The following is a 19592-nucleotide window of genomic DNA, read 5'->3' on the forward strand; positions in this document are numbered from 1 at the left end:
CTTCAACGTTTCGATATTGAGTCATGTTGATTAGTTGATTAGTTGATTATGTAAATAGAAGGGCATTCATTTAGCCAGTTAATCGTCGATAATAGTATAAATTAAAGACTAAGGAGATGGCAGTGAGCCATAGACTTGATAAAGCATTTGAACAAGCGCTCGCGTATGTCGATAAGCATATGCATGTTCCTGTAAACATCAGTGTTCTCGCTGAAATTTCCGGCATTGCTGAATCTCATTTTAGACATTTATTTCATGCGCTTTATCGTCTATCGATAGAACAATACGTTGATTTACTCAAGAGTTTACAGGCGGCGCACCAATTAGGTTTTGGTGAACAAATATCACTCGCAACGATTGCAACTAGTTTGGGTTATATTGATGAGACTCATTTTGTCCAATCTTTCACTGACAGCATTGGTCAAAGTCCACAATCCTTTCAACACGCACCTGATTGGGGTAATTTCTTTTCTAAGCAGCAACCTCTCAAATCATTTCAAGCACCTTTAGAAAACGATTTTCATTACTCAGTCACTGAAATTGCACTCGATCCGCTAGTATTAGCAATCATGAACCACACCGGTCATTTTAGTGATATCCCCGTTACTGTTCAGCGGTTTATACAATGGCGTCAACGTAATGCATTAGGCCCTAATGTGGGGCATACGTACAACTTGCTCTATAGCCATCCACAGGACAATCCTTACCACATGGGCATTGGTGTATCTCTCGACAGCGACAATTTCGTACGATTAACCTCAAGCGGCTTAACAGATCCTGATATGCAGACTAAAGTTATCCCAGCAGGTCGTTACGCTATGATGTTAGTGAGTAGCGATACTACAGGTAACAACATCAACGCGTTATTACATGATGGCGTTAGTTATTTGTATCGCCAATGGCTTAATACCCATAATGTTGAATTACGTGATTCGCCGTTGATGTTCGAGCGCCTTGATGTGGTAGCGGCTGACGGGGAAGTGCAACATGTTAAAATTTATCTACCGATACAATAGATTTTTAAAGCTGTTCGTTGAGTAAAATCATTGGAATGAGGTTATTGCTATAACTTATGGTTGGATGTTTTTCATTAACTCAGCGCAAATCCACACCATATAATTGGCCCAGGCATAGCCAAATACCGAGAACATCACTGCAACAGGGGCTAGATGACGGTTAAATGCCATCGCGACAATAGGCGATGATGCTGCGCCGCCAATGCAACATTGGCTGCTAATGGCCATATACGCTAATGGTGCTTTCATGATGAGCCCTGCAACCAAAATCAGCAATGCATGAAAACTCAGCCAGACAAAGCCAATTGCAAAATAAATAGGAAAATCATTGATCATGGTTAAGTCCATTTTTAATCCCATGGTGGCGATTAATAAGTACAGTAACACAGTTGAAATTTTAGAGGCGCCTTGGCGTTCTAGTTGTCGAACTTTAGTGTAAGACAATATAATACTGATGCTGGTGACAATGATGACAATCCAAAAGAAGTGCGATGTGAAGCTGAGTTTCTCTGATTGAGGGTAGTGCTGACTAAAAAACGGCACTAATAGATCGGCTCCCAGATGTGCCAAGCCTGTGACCCCAAATGCCACCGCAAAAATAGCCATATAGCTGGACAGGGTAGGTACTGGTAACTTCATTGTAGATTGTGATTGGTCGCGCAAATTAATGCTTTCAACCAGTTTGTTCATACCATTATGGTCGGCGTTTAAGGTGTTATCTATTACCTTAGCGTGATTGGCACAAAAGAGTAAAAATGACATCCAAATCGCTGAAAATACCACGTTAACAGAGATCATGATGGCAAACATATTGTCATCAACAGCATAAACCTCTTTCATCGCCAATTGATTTGCCGTACCGCCCACCCAATTACCTGCGAGGGTCGCCATGCCTCGCCAGGCAGCCACACTGCCTTCCCAATTAATTAAGTCCGGTGACAACAGCGAAAAAATATAGAGTGATAAAGGGCCGCCTAGAATAATGCCGACACTGCCAACCAAAAACAGCACAATTATTTTAGGACCAAGCATGAGCATAGACTTAATGTCCACGCTAATGATCAATAACGTGAGACAAGCTGGCATGATATAACGCGATGCAATGCTACCGAGTTGGCTTACTGAGGTATCTACCAGCCCAAACGTGTTAAATAATGATGGCAGCACATAACACACTACCATCACCGGCACCCACCGATAGAATTTACGCCAATATCGATGAGGATGTTCACTGGTATAAAAAATGAGTCCTAGCGTGGCAGTCAGTAAACCCAGAATGACAGGATCTTGATTTATCATTGAGCTGAAGTGGGTAAGCTAAAGTCTAAAAACTCGCGTATAAGACGCGTCAGCGGTTCATCATTACGATAAATAGCCCAGTAATGACGCGAGTAATCCCAATGGTTCATTGCAAGTTCGACTAGCTCACCACGAACAATCTCTTCCTCAACCGCTAAAAGTGGCAGTACACTGACTCCAAAACCAGTACCTAAAGCGCGTTTTATTGCCCCCATCGTGTTCATTGATAACTCTTGGGTAATGGTAATGTTGGCACTTTTAAGCAGTTGAGTATTTCTTAAGCGTGACACCGAAATAGTTTCATCCATCACCCAGAGTTGTTGGGACAATAATTCGCTGGTAATGACTTCTGTCACCAGAGGGTTATTACATCCGGTGACAATGCAAAGTCTGTCTTTAAGCCAAGGTTCTTGAGATAGGTTTTTTAGCCCAGGTTTTGCGTCCACAAAGCCCAAATCTAATTCTTTTTCAGCCACCATTTGCTCAATACAAAGACTGTTATTGATGACTAATTTTATGTCGACAGAGGGGTGCTGCATTTTAAATAAAGGGATTTTTCGTGACAATACGTAATTGCCAGCAGTTTTACTGCAACCGACTTTAATACTGCCTCTAATATTATTACCTTGCGCAAATACATGCTCTAATTCCATGCTTTTTGATAGCATTTCATTGGCATAAGGCAGTATTACCGCGCCATTATCATTAATGGTGAGTCCTGTACTGCTGCGCTCAAATAGACGGCTGCCTAATGAGTCTTCTAAATCGCGCAAGGCCATGCTTACAGCAGGCACAGACATATGCAGCTCTTTAGCCGCTTTGGATATTTGGCCGCAGTTATGGATGGCTTTAAAAATAGATAATTGCTTTAAGGTGATCCGCATAAGCATATCGATAGTGGTTAATTTGTAAATTATACCGTACCTGCTTAACCGTAGGTATATCACGGGGTATCAAATTGTTAAAAACGTTAACAAGTGCAAGTTTTCAACAATAACAACAAGCCAAGTTAGCGCTACGGTAGGTTAACTTGGCTTGTTAAACGCCTTAATACTTGTTTTATCGGAGTGCGTTAGAAGTTATATCGTACACCAATACTTGCAATGTTATCGTCTACAAGATCGATTACGGTGCCAGAATTCGCGATTTGATACTCACCATCATACATAGCATAGTGTGCTTGCAGCATGGTCGATTTTGATAATTGATATCTCGCACCAAATATTAGTGAGGTCACTTCAACATCGGTTGCTTGGTTGAAATCTGCACTCGATGCCATTGCTGAGTTATATTTGATGAACTTACCAAAACCGGCTTCGTCTTGACCGTATTCAACTTTTAAATCAATCCCGTTTAAATCGTAAGTTACCGTGAAAAAGTATGAATCACCTTCTTTTTGATCGTAACTTTGGCTTTCGGTATGTTGATATAGGCCACCGACTTTAAATTGACCCATTTTAACTTGGCCAACACCGCGATACGCATCCACGCCGCCGATCGTGTTGTAAGCTCCAGCAACGTAATAGATAGTGCTCTTAAGTTTTTTATCGCCAGCGACAACACTCATCGCATATTGGGTTTCGTCACTACCTTCAAAATTATCATCCATTAGGTAGGTGCCATTGACAGTAAATAAACCTGCAATAGTCGGAGAGTAATAAGTAATACCATCCGCTTTTCTGTCTTGACCAGCAATCATGCGGTTATAAGCAGCGTTGGTTAAATCAAATGCTTCGACATCACCTTTAGATGATTTCATCACAGTGTCGTTACGACCAATTAACACCGTACCGGCATTTGATATTACACCTAAGTAGGTACTTCTAGCGCTGAATACCTCTTCGTCACCCTCATTGGTTGCACTATTTACCTGTACTTCCATTTGGTAAACCAACTGTAAATCATCATTGATTTTCTCACTGCCTTTTACACCCACACGGCTCAAGTTGTTTTCAAGTACGGTGCCTTCTTTTCTATTTTGGGTGGTGAACCCCTGGTCTGAATTGGTGAGTGATATATCTAAACGGCCATAAGCAGTAGGCGAATCAGCTAGTGCATTTAATGACATTACAGATAGCGATGATAGTAACGCTATAGAAAGTAAGCTTTTATTTGTGTTCATAGTCATCTCTTCTCATTGATTTAATGTTTTTGGGAATGAGTTGGCTTTCAGGTTGGGTTGAAAGCATGGACTAATGCTAAAGATTAACGTGAGGGTGAACATGAACGTGAGTCACAGCATGTTAGATTTATGGGCATTTTAAGAAAGTCTGAACAGGGTTTCATAAAAACTTAACCAAAAGACAAATTTGATATACGTCTAAGTTTTAGTATCTCTTTATGAGTAACCTTGTCGTCAACAAAGCAAGTTAATACCCATAAGAAAAGGAACGAACAATGAAACTAAAATACTTAGTCTCAGCGATGGCAGTGATGATGCTATCTTCTGGTACTGCAATCGCTAAAACCCCCGATATGGGCTCATTTCATGCCGATATGGGCAGTTGCCAGTCTTGTCATACTAAACCCATTAAAGTGAGCGACAGCGAAACTCATGAAAATGCTCAGTGTAAGTCATGTCATGGCGATTACGCTGAATTAGCTAACGACAAATTACAATTTGATCCTCACGCTTCGCATTTAGGCGACATTAACTGTACAAGTTGTCACAAAGGCCATGAAGAACCGAAGTTTTACTGCAGTGAGTGTCACTCATTTGATCATAAAGACATGCCTTTCTCTGATGCTAAAAAGAAAGAGCCTTGGGATACTGGTTGGGATCAAGAAAAAATTCAAAAAGCCATTGCAGCGGGTCCACGTGAATCAACAGGCGTTCTCGTCGTGGGTGCTGGTAGTGCAGGTTTTAACGCGTCACTTACGGCTAAAAAAGCGGGTGCTGACGTTATTTTGGTAGAAAAAGCCCCATTCAGTGGTGGTAACTCTATGATTTCTGCGGGTGGTATTAATGCTGTTGGTACTAAACAGCAAAAAGACCATGGTGTAGATGACAGCGTTGAATGGTTTATCGAAGATGCGATGAAAGGCGGTCGTCAACATAATGATAAAAAACTCGTGACTATTCTTGCCGAAAAATCTGCTGAAGGCGTGGAATGGTTAGAATCTTTAGGTGCTAACTTAGACGATCTAAAACGTTCTGGTGGTGCTCGAGTTGACCGTACTCACCGTCCACATGGCGGTAAAAGTTCTGGTCCTGAAATTATTGATACCTTACGTGCAGCAACCAAAGCTCAAGGTATTGATACTCGTTTAAATTCACGCGTTGTTAAGTTAGTGGTTAATGAAGACAACAGTGTTGTCGGTGCTGTTGTACACGGTAAGCATACTGGTTATTACATGATTGGCGCTAAATCAGTGGTGTTAGCCACTGGTGGTTATGGCATGAATAAAGAAATGATTGCTTATTACCGTCCAACAATGAAAGACATGACCAGCTCTAACAACATTACCGCAACAGGCGATGGTGTGTTACTGGCAAAAGAAATTGGTGCCAGTATGACCGATATCGATTGGGTTCAAGCGCATCCAACCGTCGGTAAAGACAGTCGTATTCTGATTTCAGAAACTGTACGTGGTGTGGGTGCTGTTATGGTGAACAAAGATGGTAATCGCTTTATTAGTGAGTTAACCACGCGTGACAAAGCGTCAGATGCCATCTTAAAACAACCAGAACAGTTTGCTTGGCTTATTTTTGATAATCAATTATATGCAAAAGCCAAAATGGTCCGTGGTTATGATCACCTAAACATGCTTTATAAAGGTGATACCATTGAAAAGTTAGCTGAAAAAACCGGAATGAAAGCGGCCGATTTAGCTAAAACCGTCAGTGACTACAATGGTTATGTTGCCACAGGTAAAGATACTGCGTTTGGTCGTGATGATATGCCGCTTAATATGACACAAAGCCCTTACTATGCCGTTAAAGTTGCGCCTGGTATTCACCACACTATGGGTGGTGTAGCGGTCAATACAACTGCATCGGTTCTTGATCTTCAAAGTAAGCCTATTGTTGGTCTATTTGCTGCTGGTGAGGTGACTGGGGGTTTACACGGTTATAACCGCTTAGGTGGTAACGCCATAGCAGACACCGTGGTCTTCGGCCGAATTGCAGGAGAAAATGCGGCTAAATATGCGCTAGACAACAAATAGATTCACTTCATCTTATTATCCCTTGCGTTACTTTGGGTTAAGCCATCTGGCTTAACCCTTTTTTATGCCTAATTAATGTCTAGACCGTGAATTTAGTACCAATTCCACTAATTATCTGGTCATTCAGCGGGAGTTCTGTGTCTTCTAGGCAAGTAATAGGATTGAAGGCATAGTTGTTCTCGGCAACAGCTCCTGCGTTGCTCTACCTCCTGCATCCATGCAGTCGTACGTAAAAATGCTATTAAGCAGCATAGAAGGCACAGAAACCCGCCTTGCAGGAGACACTCAGACCGTCCATTTCTTTGTTGCATTGTCTTAGAAGGGAATAACCATTATTTCAACAATGCGCCTCAAACTGAACAGTCTGAGTGACTCTGATTTGTCACATAATTAATGGAAATGGTATAACCCTTTGCTGTACAGGTATTAGATGATTTGACGGCAAGCAAATATATTAAGAAGGATTAGCGACAGTAAGTTTCGTCACTATTTCAAAGACAAAAAAGCCGCTATGCAGTGCATTGCGGCTTTTCGTTAAATGGTTTGAACTAACGAGATGCTAATTGATCGTTACAGTTCAATTACCTCAAATGTCACGCTAGGATCAACATCAGCTTCGTAATCGATACCATCAATACCAAAACCGAACAGTTTTAAAAACTCTTCTTTGTATTCATTGTAGTCCGTTAACTCGCTGAGGTTTTCAGTGGTCACTAGTGGCCATAAATCGCGGCAGTGTTGCTGAATATCTTCACGTAATTCCCAATCGTCTAAACGCAAACGGTTTTCGCTGTCTACGACAGGTGCTTGACCATCTTCACGGTATAAACGTTCGGTAAACAAACGGTAAATTTGCTCCATGCAGCCTTCGTGTAGGCCTTCTTGACGCATCTTTTTAAATACCATGGCAATGTACAGTGGCATGACTGGAATGGCTGAGCTGGCTTGAGTGACGACGCTTTTTAGCACCGCGACGTTAGCAGAGCCACCTTTCGGAGCTAATTGGTTATTTAACGCATGTGCTGCGCGGTCTAAATCCATCTTGGCTTGCCCAAGTGCACCATGCCAGTAGATTGGCCAGGTTAGCTCAGTACCGATGTAGCTGTAAGCCACGGTTTTGCAGCCATCAGCTAATACGCCAGCATCGCTAAGCGCACTCATCCATAATTCCCAGTCTTGGCCACCCATTACGGTAATGGTGTCGGCAATTTCTTGCTCGGTTGCGGGTTCTACAGAAGTGTCGATAATAGTATTTTTATTGGTATCAACCGCCGTAGCAGTATACGTTTGACCAATAGGTTTAAGTGATGAGCGGATCACTTCGCCAGTGTCTGGCAGTTTGCGAACCGGTGATGCTAATGAATACACCACCATGTCGATTTGGCCTAAATCTTGTTTGATTAGGTCAATAACTTGTTGTTTGGCTGCATGGCTAAAGGCGTCGCAATTGATGCTTTTGGAATATAAGCCTTCCGCTTTTGCAAATTTGTCGAATGCCGCGGTATTGTACCACCCAGCAGTACCTGGTTTGGTTTCTGAGCTTGGTTTTTCAAAAAACACACCGATAGTTGCTGCATCACTGCCAAATGCTGAGGCAATACGAGATGACAAGCCATAGCCACTTGAAGAGCCCACTACAAGGACTTTTTTAGGGCCATGAGCAATTTTGCCTTTGGCTTTGGTGAGTTCAATTTGCTCTTTTACATTGGCTTCACAGCCAACAGGATGAGTTGTTGTACAAATAAAGCCACGGATCTTAGGTTTAATAATCATATTTAGGTTTCTTCCTTTAACATTGGCTCTAGGATAAATAGTTCGACGCGTAAATGGCACTGATTTTTGCTAAAAAGCCTGTAAATGTACAGTGGTTGGAGCAGTTTAGCGTCGTTGCATAAATTGACTTTGCTCTTGAATAAGCCGTTGGGTGTATTCATGTTGAGGTGAGTTAAATAACGCTTCGGTGGTGGTTTTCTCTACCATAACGCCATTTTGTAACACCATGACTTTGTCGCTAACATGGCGAACAATATTGAGATTGTGCGACACGAAAATATACGACAAACCCATCTCTTTTTGTAACTTTAACAATAGGTTAATGATTTGCGACCGAACCGATAAATCCAGCGCGGTTAAGGCTTCATCGGCAATAATAATTTTCGGGTTGAGCATTAATGCCCGTGCAACGGCAACGCGCTGCTTTTGGCCTTCTGAAATCATATGCGGGTAAAAATCGGCATGCTCTGGCAGTAATCCTACTTTACGCAGGGTTTCAAACACTAAGGCTTTACGCTCGTTCGAATTCAGCGTGGTATTAAAACGTAAAGGCTCTTTAAGTAAATTACCTATTGATAAACGTGGATTGAGTGATGTGGTGGGGTCTTGAAAAATCATCCTGATTAATCGGCATCGTTGTTTTTGGTTGCGTGTTTCTAACGCTTCACCTTCAAAAAAAATCTCACCGCCGCTGCGTCGTTCTGCACCCACTAAAATACGCGCTAACGTACTCTTTCCTGAACCAACAGAACCCACAATCGCCATAGTTTCACCGCGTTCGAGTTCAAACGATACAGGCGCCAAAGCTTGATAGTATTGTGGTTTAAAACGTTTATAACCTGTGACGTATTGTTTGCACAAGTCGTTCACTTTAAGCAATGGCGTCGTCATCTTCTTGCTCACTTTGGTAAGGGAAATGGCAGGCAAAATAGCGCCCTTTAATGTGCTCAAGGTTTGGCTGTTTTACGCATTTACGCTGAGCTTCAGGGCAGCGTGGACCGAGTCGACATCCTGCAGGCAAGTGCTGCATCGACGGTGACGAACCTTGTAACGTTGGTAAGTCAGCTTTATGACGCATTTTTTGAGTGTGATCAGGTAAGTTTTTTAACAGTGCTCGAGTGTAAGGATGAAAGGGCAATTCTGCCATTGCCGCAGCAGGCCCAGATTCCATTACTTGTCCACTGTATAAAATGGTCAGGTTATCACACCAGTTCACCATAATTTCAAGCTCGTGGCTCACCAGTAATATGGAGACATTTTGCAGTTGATTAAGTTGAGACAATAACCTGAAAATTTGTGCTTGAGTATTGAGTTCCATCGAGTTGGTCGGCTCATCAGCAATCAATAATTTAGGGTGATTTGCCACCGCCATTGCAATCATGACTTTTTGGCATTCGCCCTCAGATAACTCCCATGGATAACATTTCATCAGCTGTTTAGGTTTTTTGATGCCGACTTTATGTAACCATTTTTGTGCATTTAGATAGGTGTCGCGGCTACGACGCCAAAAAGGCACATTCTTATTGGGTATCATGGCTTCAATAATTTGACTGCCAATCGTTTTAACTGGATCCAAACTCCCGGATGGATCTTGGAAAATCATTGCGATGTCGCAACCCATTAAATTACGACGTTCTTTGGCGCTCATTTCAAGCAGGTTTTTACCGTCCCACATCATACGGTCGGCGATAATGTGCCAATTGGGGCCCAGTACACCTAAAATCGCTTTAGCAAATAAGCTGCGGCCAGAACCTGATTCACCCACTAAACCATGGATTTCACCTGGATTGATGGTCAGGCTGACCTTTTCAAGCACTTTAACGCGGCCTTGAGCGGTATCGAGTTCAATGGTGAGATTACGCACGTCGAGTAATGGCATAAGTTAGTTTCTTATTGGTGCAAGTGCTGAGCGTAAACCGTCACCCACTAAGTTTACCGATAATACAGTAAACAAAATGGCAACACCGGGAATAGTCACTGTCCATGGCGCGAGTAATAAGTTATCTAATCCCTGTGCCACCATCGCGCCCCATTCAGGACTCGGCGCTTGTGCGCCTAAGTTTAAAAAACCGAGTGCGGCAATATCTAATATGGCTGCAGAAATCGCCATCGTGACCTGAATAATCAATACATCCCACACGTTAGGCATAATCACATACCAAAAGATTTGCAGGGAATTAGCACCGTCTAACCTTGCAGCGGTAACATACTCTTTTTGCAGTTCTTCATGGACGGCGAGATGAATGGCACGCACAAATTGCGGGATCATGGCAATCACCACTCCCCAAAACACATTATTCAACCCAGGCCCCATCACTGCGACCACCAAAATAGCCATTAATAATGACGGGATAGACAACAATGCATCGAGTAAGTGACTGAGTACGCTAGACTTGATACCGCGCATCATTCCCGACAACGAGCCAATAATAAAGCCAAAAAATAATGATACCGCCACAATTAATAACGACATGCCGAAGGTGAGTTGCACGCCATGTAAAATGCGGCTGAAAATATCACGACCTAAATCATCGGTTCCTAAAAAGTGTTCGACTTTACCGGCCGGATCCCAAGACGGTGGCAAGAGCAATACTAGTTGATCTTGAGTTTCTGCGGAGTAGGGCGCAATAATCGGGGCAAAAATGGTTAGCACCAGTAAAAATATTACCGCCCACAAACCGATTACTGCAAAAGGATTGGATGAAAAGCTTTGCCAAACCCGCCACATTGGCGAGTCGATATGGTCTTCATGATAGACTTTAATGCGAGGCATATAATTCCTTTCTACTCATCGGATTGATTGCGGTATGCATTAGGTCAATCAAAATACTTAAGAAAATAATTAACAGCGACACAGACAAAATGCCTGCTTGAATAACAGTATAATCCCGTTGATAAATCCCCGAAACTAACCAACTGCCAACGCCAGGCCATGAAAATATGACTTCGACAACAATACCGTAGCTGGCAAATGAGCCGAGCATTAAGCCAATGCTTTTTAATACCGGGATCAGTGCGTTAGGCATAGCATGGCGGACGAGGATTTTAAAAGTATGTAATCCCCGAGCTTCAGCCGCGCGAATATAGGTTTGATTCATGACATTAATCACCGCTTGACGAGTGATGCGTACAACCAGGGTAAATGGCAACAGCGCTAAGGTGACGGCAGGTAATATCAAATGCAGAATAGCGTCATGAAAAGCAGGAATACGATAAGCGGACTCGGACATTAATGTGTCCAGTAACATAAAGCCTGTCACGGGTTCGATTTCATATAATAAGTTAATTTGCCCTGAAATCGGTAGCCAACCTAGATTAACCCCAAACCACATTGACAATGTTAATCCAAGCCAAAAAACTGGGATGGAATATCCGGTTAATGTAAACGCTAAAATGCTGTGTTGCAGTGCTTTATTTCTACTTAAAGCGGCTATCACTCCTATAGGCACACCAAAAAATACTGCAATAAACCCAGAGAATAATGATAATTCAAAAGAGGCGGGTAACACCGATGCCAACTCGCCGGCCACAGTTTGTTGTGAGTTGCTCGAAATACCTAAATTGCCCGACAATCGTTGCCGAAGATAAGCGGTAAATTGCAATAATACGTTATCGTTTAACTGGTAATCGATGTCTATCTGACGTTGTTGCTCTGCAGAGGGATATTGGATCCCTGACAACGAATACGCTTTGCTGGCAGGGAACAAGCCCGTAGCAATAAACAGCACTGCTATCATCAACATCGATGTGGCAACAAACAGGGTGATGCGTCTAAAAAGATAACGCCACATTTATTCGCCTTCCTCTGATGTTTGTATCGCTTTAGCAAATGAGATCCCGCCGTATGGGCGTATTTGCATTGCGGTAATATTGTTCTTTTTCAGGACGACCTTCTTTGCATGAGCCAGCGTCACCATAGGGACTTGATCACTAATAATGGCTTCGGCTGATTGATAAAATGCTTTGCGTTCTGGTTGCGACGTCACACTTTGTGCTTGAGCGAGTAAATGTTCAAAGTCTTTTTGACACCACCGAGAACGGTTATTGTTTGATGCCAATGCCGCACAACTGAGTAACGGAGTAAAAAAGTTATCTGGGTCACTGTTATCTGCATTCCATCCTATTAATACCGAATCGTAGTTTGAAGCAGAAAGCTTTTGAGTAAACACACTCCAATCATAGCTAATGATATTCAGCTTTACGCCGATCCGGGCGAGATCGGCTTGAATAAGTTCGGCGGTTTTTAATGCACTGGGGTTATAAATACGTGCAACGGGCATTGCCCAAACATTGATTGATAAATTATTAATCCCCGCTTCGCTCAATAACGCAATGGCTTTTTGTGGGTTGTATTCATTTGGTGATAAGTTTTGAGAGTAAGCCCACGATGCGGGAGGCAAAACGCCAGTGGCTTCAACTGCAGTATCGTTATACACCGCATCCAGAATATTACGCTTATCAATGGCATGTGCAAGAGCTCGTCTCACGCGGACATCATCGAGCGGCGGCTTTTGAGTATTAAACGCCCAAAAAGAAACGTTTAAGCCTGGCTTTGCATCAATAATCACATCAGGGTGCTGCGCGACCACGGCGAGTTCACCCGCTTTAGGTAATGCTGAAACGCTGCAGTCTCCGGTAATCAATTTTGCAATACGCGCGGTGCTTCTTGGGGTGATATCAAACACTAACTGATCAAGCTCTACCGTTGGGCCCCAATAAACGGGATGCTTTTTATAGCGAATGTATTCATTTTTAACATATTGGTTGAGCTGAAAAGGGCCGGTACCAACGGCATAGTAATCAATGTCCTCTGGTTTCCCTTGAGATAACAATTGATAACCGTATTCGGCTGATAGTATGACTGCAAAATCGGTCGCCAAATTAGAGAGAAACGAGGCATCTTTTCGGGTTAAATGAAATATTACCTGATGGTCATTGACCTTTTCTATGGACTCAATAAGTTCTGCAAATCCAATGCTTTGAAAAAACGGATAGCCAGTTCTACTGACTAAGTGATAGGGGTGTAAGGGATCAATAATGCGATTAAACGAAAAAAGTACATCGTCAGCATTAAAGTCTCTTGATGGCGTAAAACGGCGTGTTTTATGAAAGCTCACATGCTCACGTAACGTAAACTGGTAACTTAAGCCATCTTCAGACATAAGCCACTCAGTAGCCAGACCTGGAATGATATCGGCTTTAGCTTGGCTGTAATTCACCAGTCGGCTATAAATTTGGTGTGAAGTGGCATCTATAGTGGTGCCAGAGGTCACTAATTGTGGATTAAAGCTCTCAGGGTTACCTTCGCTGCAATACACCAAACCAGAAGGCAATTGTGCTTGTCCACATGCTGCCAGTAACGAACTGGTAAAACATAAGGAAATCAGCTGATACCAGCGTTTTACTATAACAGGCATGGTGTTATCATTTTTTATCGACTTTGAGTAAACATTTTAACAGTGTTCATGTCAGTGGAGCAATCGCTGATGCATAAGTTCACTTACGACTTATCAAGTAAGTTGTATTTTTTGAGAATACCCCTTAGCTGGTGGTAGCTTAACCCGAGTAAATCCGCGGTTTTCTTTTGATTATATAGGCCTTCAGCCAGTGCGCGTTGTAATAAAGTCACTTCAGCATTTTCGGTGTATTCTTTGAAGTTTATCGGAAACTCAATGCTACTTTGCATTATTGCCACTTCGCTTTGTTCTGCATCCGCTTGCGGTTTGTCTATTACGGATTCGATTGGTTTTGCTTGACGTTCGCTTGTTTTAACTCGACTCAATGGGCGATAGGGGGACGCAAATGGGTCTAAAATAATGTGGTCAATCTCTTGGCCTTCAGAGCCTTCTCGGTACACGCTGCGTTCAACCACATTTTTGAGCTCTCGGATATTACCCGGCCAATCGTGCATCATCAGTTGCTCAATGGCGATGGCGCCAAAACCGCCAAAATATTCAAGCCCGAGCTGCCTTGCCATACTAATCGCAAAATGTTCGGCTAGCGTCATAATGTCTTCGGTGCGGCTTCGAAGTGGCGGTAGGGTAATCACATCAAAGGCTAATCTGTCTAACAAGTCGGCTCTAAATTCGCCTGTTTCAGCAAGTGCTGGTAAATCTTCGTTCGCAGCACAGATGAGACGTACATCCGACTGTACGGTTTTACTGCCACCAACACGTTCAAATTCGCCGTACTCAATGACTCGCAAAAGTTTTTCTTGAATAAGCCCAGAGGTATTGGCTAATTCATCTAAAAACAATGTTCCACCATCGGCGCGCTCAAAGCGGCCTTCGTGTTTACCTTTGGCACCTGTAAATGCACCAGACTCATGGCCAAACAGTTCACTTTCGAGTAAGTTTTCACTTAATGATGAGCAATTAAGTTTTATAAAGCTTTGGTCCCATCGGGCAGATAAGTAATGCAAACGCTCTGCAATAAGCTCTTTACCGGTACCGCGCTCACCAATAATGAGCACCGGTTTTGATAACGGTGCGACTTTAGACACATGTTCTAATACTTCGAGTAACGCATTAGATTGGCCGATGAGATTATCTTGTTGGTATTGTTTACTCACAGTTGGCTTACTCGCAAAATTGTTAGTGAATTAGACTAATAATTGGTGAAAATCATAATAGATGGCTTAGTTAATAAATGAAAGTAAAAGTTAAATATTTGTATAACTAGCTGATATTGTTATAGTTGAAAAAGTTGGCACGCAATGTGTAATACCTATTGCGACATCCACGTTACTTTTTGAGGAATACATTATGGGAATTTTCTCTCGCTTTGCAGATATCGTTAATTCAAATATCAGTGCAATACTAGATAAAGCCGAAGATCCAGAAAAAATGGTTCGCCTTATCATTCAAGAAATGGAAGACACGTTAGTAGAAGTACGTTCAACCTCTGCCAAAGTATTGGCTGAGAGAAAAGAACTGTTACGTCGCATTAGTCGTGTGCAAGAGCAAGTTCAAGATTGGCAGAACAAAGCTGAGTTAGCATTATCTAAAGATCGTGAAGACTTAGCAAAAGCCGCCTTAATTGAAAAGCAAAAAACCACGGGTTTATTGCAAACGCTTGAAATGGAGTTGCAAGTTGTTGAAGAACATATCACACGTTTAAAAGACGAAGTGGCACAACTGCAAGAAAAGTTGAATGATGCCCGTGCTCGCCAAAAGACCATCATTATGCGTAAGCAAACTGCCACTTCACGCTTAGAAGTGAAAAAGCAGCTTGATTCAAGCAAAATTGATGATGCAATGATGAAGTTTGAGCAATACGAGCGTCGTGTAGAAGGCCTCGAAGCTCAAGTTGAATCATATGACTTAGGTAAAAAAGATTCACTTGCCGATGAGTTTGCCGCATTAGAAGCTGAAGATGCTGTTAACGATGAGTTAGCTGCACTGAAAGCAAAAGTAAACGCAAAATCACAACCTAAATCAAAAGCATAATAATTTTTCAGAGGTGAGTTATGGATATGGATCTTCTTGTAGCACCAATTATCATCTTTATGATGTTTGTTGCCCCCATTTGGTTGATTCTTCACTACCGCAGTAAGCGACAAGTGAGCCAAGGACTCACAGAGGAAGAATTCGGTCAGCTTAATGATTTAATTGCGAAAGCTGAAAAAATGAGCCATCGCATAGAAACCTTAGAAGCGATTTTAGATACTGATTCACCAGAGTGGAGGGCGAAACATGGGCACATCTAGCAGTCGAACGTTATATCGCAATCCTAAAAGTGGTAAAATAGCGGGAGTGTGTTCAGGCATCGCGGATTACTTTAACTTTGAAACCTGGTTAGTGCGCGTGTTAGCAGTATCGATATTTCTGCTTGGCGGTACCGGTGTGGTGTTTGTGATTTATATTGCATTGTGGATGATATTAGATGTTAAACCACAGACATTAGAATATGACGAACAACACAAGGACATTGAAGTTAAAAAGAAGGTATGGCAAGCCGGTGAGCCTGCAAAACGTGCCTTATTTGATGTCAGCCGTCAGTTTAATGGACTGGAAACTCGATTGCAGCGACTAGAGAAACACGTTACGTCAGATAGCTTTGACTTAAAGCGGGAAATCAATAGTCTTTAATTACTCTAAATGGGCGGTTTACCGCCCTTGTTTTGTTATTACTCGTGATGTAAGGATCTGTTAGCCATTATGAGATTATTAGATCGTTCCTTGTTTAAAATGACTCAAGCGGCTCAATCTATTGTGAACCGTAGTACAGATCGCCATGTTAGGCTTGCTGTTACGGGTTTATCTGGTGCCGGTAAAACGGCATTTATTAGTGGACTGGTCAATCAGCTGTTACATGCCGGTAAAGGCAATAAACATAACCCATTACCTTTGTGGCAAGTTGCCAGAGAAGATCGCTTAATTGGCGTACAGCGTGCTATGCAGCCAGACTTAGACATCGCCAGCTTTGATTATCAAGGTTCAATGAATGCATTAAACTCATCCCCGCCACATTGGCCAGCATCAACGCGAACCATTACTGAATTACGCCTAGCAATAAAGTATCAACCTCAACAAGGCATATTGGCCAAATTAACTGACAGCGCCACATTATATGTCGATATAGTCGATTACCCAGGTGAATGGTTACTTGATTTGCCTATGCTCAAACATGACTTTACTCATTGGTGTTTATCGCAACAGCAAAATGTAACCAGTTTGAGTTGCTCTCCTTACTATGACGAATTTACTCAGGCGGTGAGCAAGTTAGATTTAGCTGAAGTCGCTGATGAACAACAACTTAAATATGTCGCCGATGTTTACCAAAACCTGCTCGTTGACTTAGTCCGTGAACAAGGTTTTTACCACGCCCAACCCGGACGGATGCTGTTACCCGGCGAATATGAGAACACGCCATTATTAGCCTTTTTCCCTTTATTGGGCCTTAGCCCGTTGAATCATTCTGAACTGGCTTCAAGCCCTAATGACTCAAATTATCATGTATTAAAACGCCGTTATGAGCAGTATGTTTCACAAGTGGTTAAGCCTTTTTATCGCGATTACTTTTCACGTTTTGACCGCCAAGTGGTGCTGGTGGATTGCTTAAATGCATTAAACAAGGGGCAAGCACAGTTTACTGATATGGGCCGAGCGTTAAACAGTATTATGGAAAGCTTTCAGTTTGGGCAATCAAGCTTAATTAAGCGTCTGTTTTCACCCCGTATTGATAAAGTATTATTTGCTGCAAGCCAGGTAGACCGGGTGACAAGAGACCAACAAAGTCATGTGCTGAGTTTACTCAACGCCATGCTGCAACAAAGCCAGCACTACGCCAATTTTGAAGGCAGCGAAGTTGAGACCATGGCCATCAGTGCGATTAAAGCAACGCAACATGGCATGGTCAATACAGGTAACGGCCAGCAAGAAGTGGTCAAAGGCACAGGCCTAGACGGCAAGCAAATAACGGTTTATCCCGGCGATGTGCCAATAACCTTGCCTGATGCCACATTTTGGCAACAACAGGGGTTTAACTTTAACGCCTTTTTACCTCCTAATATTAGCCATTTAAATGAAACTCATCCAACGTTTGAACATATTCGTCTAGACCATCTTTTAGAGTTTCTATTAGGCGACAAATTAACCTAGTTGCATGAGTGTGAGTATCTTTTATGAATCAGACAAATAACGCTTCGGGACTTAAAAAATCGCAAGTCTTTACTGACGCTGAACTTATTAACGACGCAGAGGCAAGCAACACCGCTGAGCCTATTAAACCAACGCAATCATTCAATGACGTTGATTTTGTGTGCGAACAAGCTCTAGATGAACTGCCTGAGTCAATCTCTGACAGTATTGCCCCCAGCAAGCCTAAACGCTGGTCTAGGTTAGCGGTGTTATCGTTAATCAGTGTCGCTTTATTAGCCGTTGTGCAAACGGCCTTAGGGTTAATGGAATCATTCAATCAAAGCCCCTGGTTGTTTGGTTTTTATGCCTCCGTCTTGGCCATTGTGAGTCTATGGGCTGGGGTCGGGGTGCTTAAAGAATGGCGCAAATTGGTTAACCTTAAAAAAGTGGCCGATCACCAGGCTATTGCAGAGCGATTATCGCAAAGTATGCAAATGGGAGAAGCCAATAAATTTATTGCTCCTATTTTAGCAAAATATCCTAATACTGAGGCAAAGCAGCATTACATTAAGGCCAGTAATAAAGAGCATAATGATGCTGAGATTGTCATGCTGTTTGATCAAATAGTGCTTAGTGAACGCGATTTGTTAGCGAAAAAAAGAGTCAATCGATTTGCCGCTGAGTCGGCATTATTACTCGCTGCAAGTCCGTTGGCCGCGTTAGATATGGCCATCATTTTGTGGCGAAATCAAAAGATGATTAATGAAGTGGCTGCTATTTATGGCATTGAATTAGGCTATTGGAGTCGGATTAAGCTTATCCGTAGCATCATTATCAATGTGATTTACGCGGGCAGTACTGAAGTGATTACCGATCTCGGCACACAATTATTATCTGTTGAAATGACCGGTAAATTATCCACTCGGATAGCGCAGGGACTGGGCGGTGGCTTGCTCACAGCAAGGCTAGGCTACCAGGCCATGAGTTTATGTCGTCCTATTGCTTTTAAAGCTAAAAACAAGCCTAAGCTAACTCAAGTTCACCAGCATTTATTGGGTGAATTAAGCCAATTTACCTCGTCGATAATGACCAAGACAAAAACCAAAACGACAGAAAAAGTTAATAATCAGTGATAGCGAATTGTGTTTTTTATGTACAACTCATCATTGTTGACTACAGTTAGTGTCGATTTAGAAACAGCATAGCGTTCTGAATCTTCGCGCTGGCTTATGGAGTAGGGAACATGCCAGCAATTTAAGGAAACAAGGAGACTCTAATGAAGTCATCATTGACATTAACTGCGGTATTTATGTGCTTATGTTGTTTTTTCAGCACCTCATCTTTTGCCGCCGACTCAGCCAAAACCAACGTTGCCGCTGAAACATCCAAAAAAGTAACCACAACCGTTGACAAAAACACGGCTAAATTAGCCAGTGTTAATGTAAATAAAGCCAGTGTCACCGAGCTACAATCGCTTAAGGGCATAGGTCAAGCTAAGGCGCAAGCTATTGTCGATTATCGAGCTAAAAATGGTAAGTTTGAAGATTTACAGCAATTGACTATGGTAAAAGGTGTCGGCGAGAAATTAGTCGGTCAAAATGCGAAGAAAATCAGCTTTTAAGCTAGCAAATTGAAGTTAGCCAATTGAAGTTAGTTTAGTTGAACTAGTTCAATTTAGGTGTAGTAAAATTAATAATAAAAACGGAAGCCTTGGCTTCCGTTTTTTTGTTCAATAAATGTCGCTGTACTATTTGAG

Annotated in this window: 18 protein-coding genes; 8 read left to right on the forward strand and 10 right to left on the reverse strand. The window is 42.3% G+C overall.

Features of this window, described 5'->3' with window-relative positions; translation table 11 throughout:
* The first annotated feature begins 122 nt into the window (after positions 1-122).
* The gene (locus tag AC19MV_RS00855; RefSeq protein ID WP_498305270.1) at positions 123-1016 is read left to right on the forward strand and encodes an AraC family transcriptional regulator; all 894 of its coding nucleotides are present in this window, start codon (positions 123-125) and stop codon (positions 1014-1016) included.
* A gap of 54 nt (positions 1017-1070) precedes the next feature.
* On the opposite strand, the gene AC19MV_RS00860 is transcribed toward AC19MV_RS00855, so the two are convergent.
* The 3 genes from AC19MV_RS00860 to AC19MV_RS00870 form a co-directional block, all read right to left on the reverse strand.
* Positions 1071-2315 carry a DUF819 family protein gene (locus AC19MV_RS00860; RefSeq protein ID WP_498305271.1) on the reverse strand — a complete coding sequence of 415 codons (1245 nt, stop codon included), beginning with the start codon at positions 2313-2315 and terminating at the stop codon, positions 1071-1073.
* Entirely contained in the window at positions 2312-3199 is an 888-nt protein-coding gene (locus tag AC19MV_RS00865) for a LysR family transcriptional regulator (protein WP_498305273.1), read from the reverse strand. Before AC19MV_RS00865 ends, AC19MV_RS00860 begins: the two co-directional genes overlap by 4 nt.
* A 188-nt stretch (positions 3200-3387) precedes the next feature.
* Positions 3388-4437 carry a porin gene (locus AC19MV_RS00870; RefSeq protein WP_498305275.1) on the reverse strand — a complete coding sequence of 350 codons (1050 nt, stop codon included), beginning with the start codon at positions 4435-4437 and terminating at the stop codon, positions 3388-3390.
* A gap of 275 nt (positions 4438-4712) precedes the next feature.
* On the opposite strand from AC19MV_RS00870, the gene AC19MV_RS00875 reads away from it, so the two are divergent.
* On the forward strand, positions 4713-6482 hold the full coding sequence (locus AC19MV_RS00875) for a flavocytochrome c (RefSeq protein ID WP_498305277.1): 1770 nt from the start codon (positions 4713-4715) through the stop codon (positions 6480-6482).
* A 570-nt stretch (positions 6483-7052) separates the two neighbouring features.
* Here the strand turns inward: AC19MV_RS00875 and fabV are convergent.
* The 7 genes from fabV to pspF form a co-directional block, all read right to left on the reverse strand.
* Entirely contained in the window at positions 7053-8255 is a 1203-nt protein-coding gene (gene fabV / locus AC19MV_RS00880) for an enoyl-ACP reductase FabV (protein WP_498305279.1), read from the reverse strand.
* 105 nt (positions 8256-8360) lie between these two features.
* A complete protein-coding gene (locus AC19MV_RS00885; RefSeq protein ID WP_432405231.1) occupies positions 8361-9146 on the reverse strand; it encodes a peptide ABC transporter ATP-binding protein in 786 nt (261 codons plus the stop codon).
* A complete protein-coding gene (locus tag AC19MV_RS00890) occupies positions 9127-10134 on the reverse strand; it encodes an oligopeptide/dipeptide ABC transporter ATP-binding protein (RefSeq protein WP_432405235.1) in 1008 nt (335 codons plus the stop codon). Before AC19MV_RS00890 ends, AC19MV_RS00885 begins: the two co-directional genes overlap by 20 nt.
* 3 nt (positions 10135-10137) lie before the next feature.
* Positions 10138-11028, reverse strand: a complete 891-nt coding sequence (locus AC19MV_RS00895) for an ABC transporter permease subunit (RefSeq protein ID WP_432405238.1) — start codon at positions 11026-11028, stop codon at positions 10138-10140.
* Positions 11015-12046: an ABC transporter permease subunit gene (locus tag AC19MV_RS00900; protein WP_498305281.1), complete on the reverse strand. Its 1032-nt coding sequence runs from the start codon at positions 12044-12046 to the stop codon at positions 11015-11017. The genes AC19MV_RS00895 and AC19MV_RS00900 overlap by 14 nt, the downstream gene beginning before the upstream one ends.
* Positions 12047-13672 (reverse strand): ABC transporter substrate-binding protein, encoded by a 1626-nt coding sequence (locus AC19MV_RS00905; RefSeq protein ID WP_498305283.1) that lies wholly within the window; start codon positions 13670-13672, stop codon positions 12047-12049.
* An 83-nt stretch (positions 13673-13755) separates the two neighbouring features.
* Entirely contained in the window at positions 13756-14826 is a 1071-nt protein-coding gene (pspF, locus tag AC19MV_RS00910; RefSeq protein ID WP_498305285.1) for a phage shock protein operon transcriptional activator, read from the reverse strand.
* A gap of 193 nt (positions 14827-15019) precedes the next feature.
* On the opposite strand from pspF, the gene pspA reads away from it, so the two are divergent.
* The 6 genes from pspA to AC19MV_RS00940 all read left to right on the forward strand — a co-directional run bounded on the left by pspA (position 15020) and on the right by AC19MV_RS00940 (position 19457).
* A complete protein-coding gene (gene pspA / locus AC19MV_RS00915; protein WP_498297686.1) occupies positions 15020-15703 on the forward strand; it encodes a phage shock protein PspA in 684 nt (227 codons plus the stop codon).
* Positions 15704-15723: 20 nt separating this feature from the next.
* A complete protein-coding gene (gene pspB / locus AC19MV_RS00920; RefSeq protein ID WP_498305287.1) occupies positions 15724-15963 on the forward strand; it encodes an envelope stress response membrane protein PspB in 240 nt (79 codons plus the stop codon).
* Positions 15950-16345 carry an envelope stress response membrane protein PspC gene (pspC, locus tag AC19MV_RS00925; protein WP_498305289.1) on the forward strand — a complete coding sequence of 132 codons (396 nt, stop codon included), beginning with the start codon at positions 15950-15952 and terminating at the stop codon, positions 16343-16345. The genes pspB and pspC overlap by 14 nt, the downstream gene beginning before the upstream one ends.
* Before the next feature lie 69 nt (positions 16346-16414).
* Complete coding sequence (locus tag AC19MV_RS00930; RefSeq protein ID WP_498305291.1) at positions 16415-17857, forward strand: YcjX family GTP-binding protein; 1443 nt, start codon at positions 16415-16417, stop codon at positions 17855-17857.
* Between the two features lie 23 nt (positions 17858-17880).
* Positions 17881-18969 (forward strand): TIGR01620 family protein, encoded by a 1089-nt coding sequence (locus AC19MV_RS00935; protein WP_498305293.1) that lies wholly within the window; start codon positions 17881-17883, stop codon positions 18967-18969.
* Between the two features lie 143 nt (positions 18970-19112).
* Positions 19113-19457 carry a ComEA family DNA-binding protein gene (locus AC19MV_RS00940; protein ID WP_498305295.1) on the forward strand — a complete coding sequence of 115 codons (345 nt, stop codon included), beginning with the start codon at positions 19113-19115 and terminating at the stop codon, positions 19455-19457.
* Positions 19458-19592: the final 135 nt, after the last annotated feature.

Source organism: Shewanella sp. MF05913, assembly GCF_059758095.1.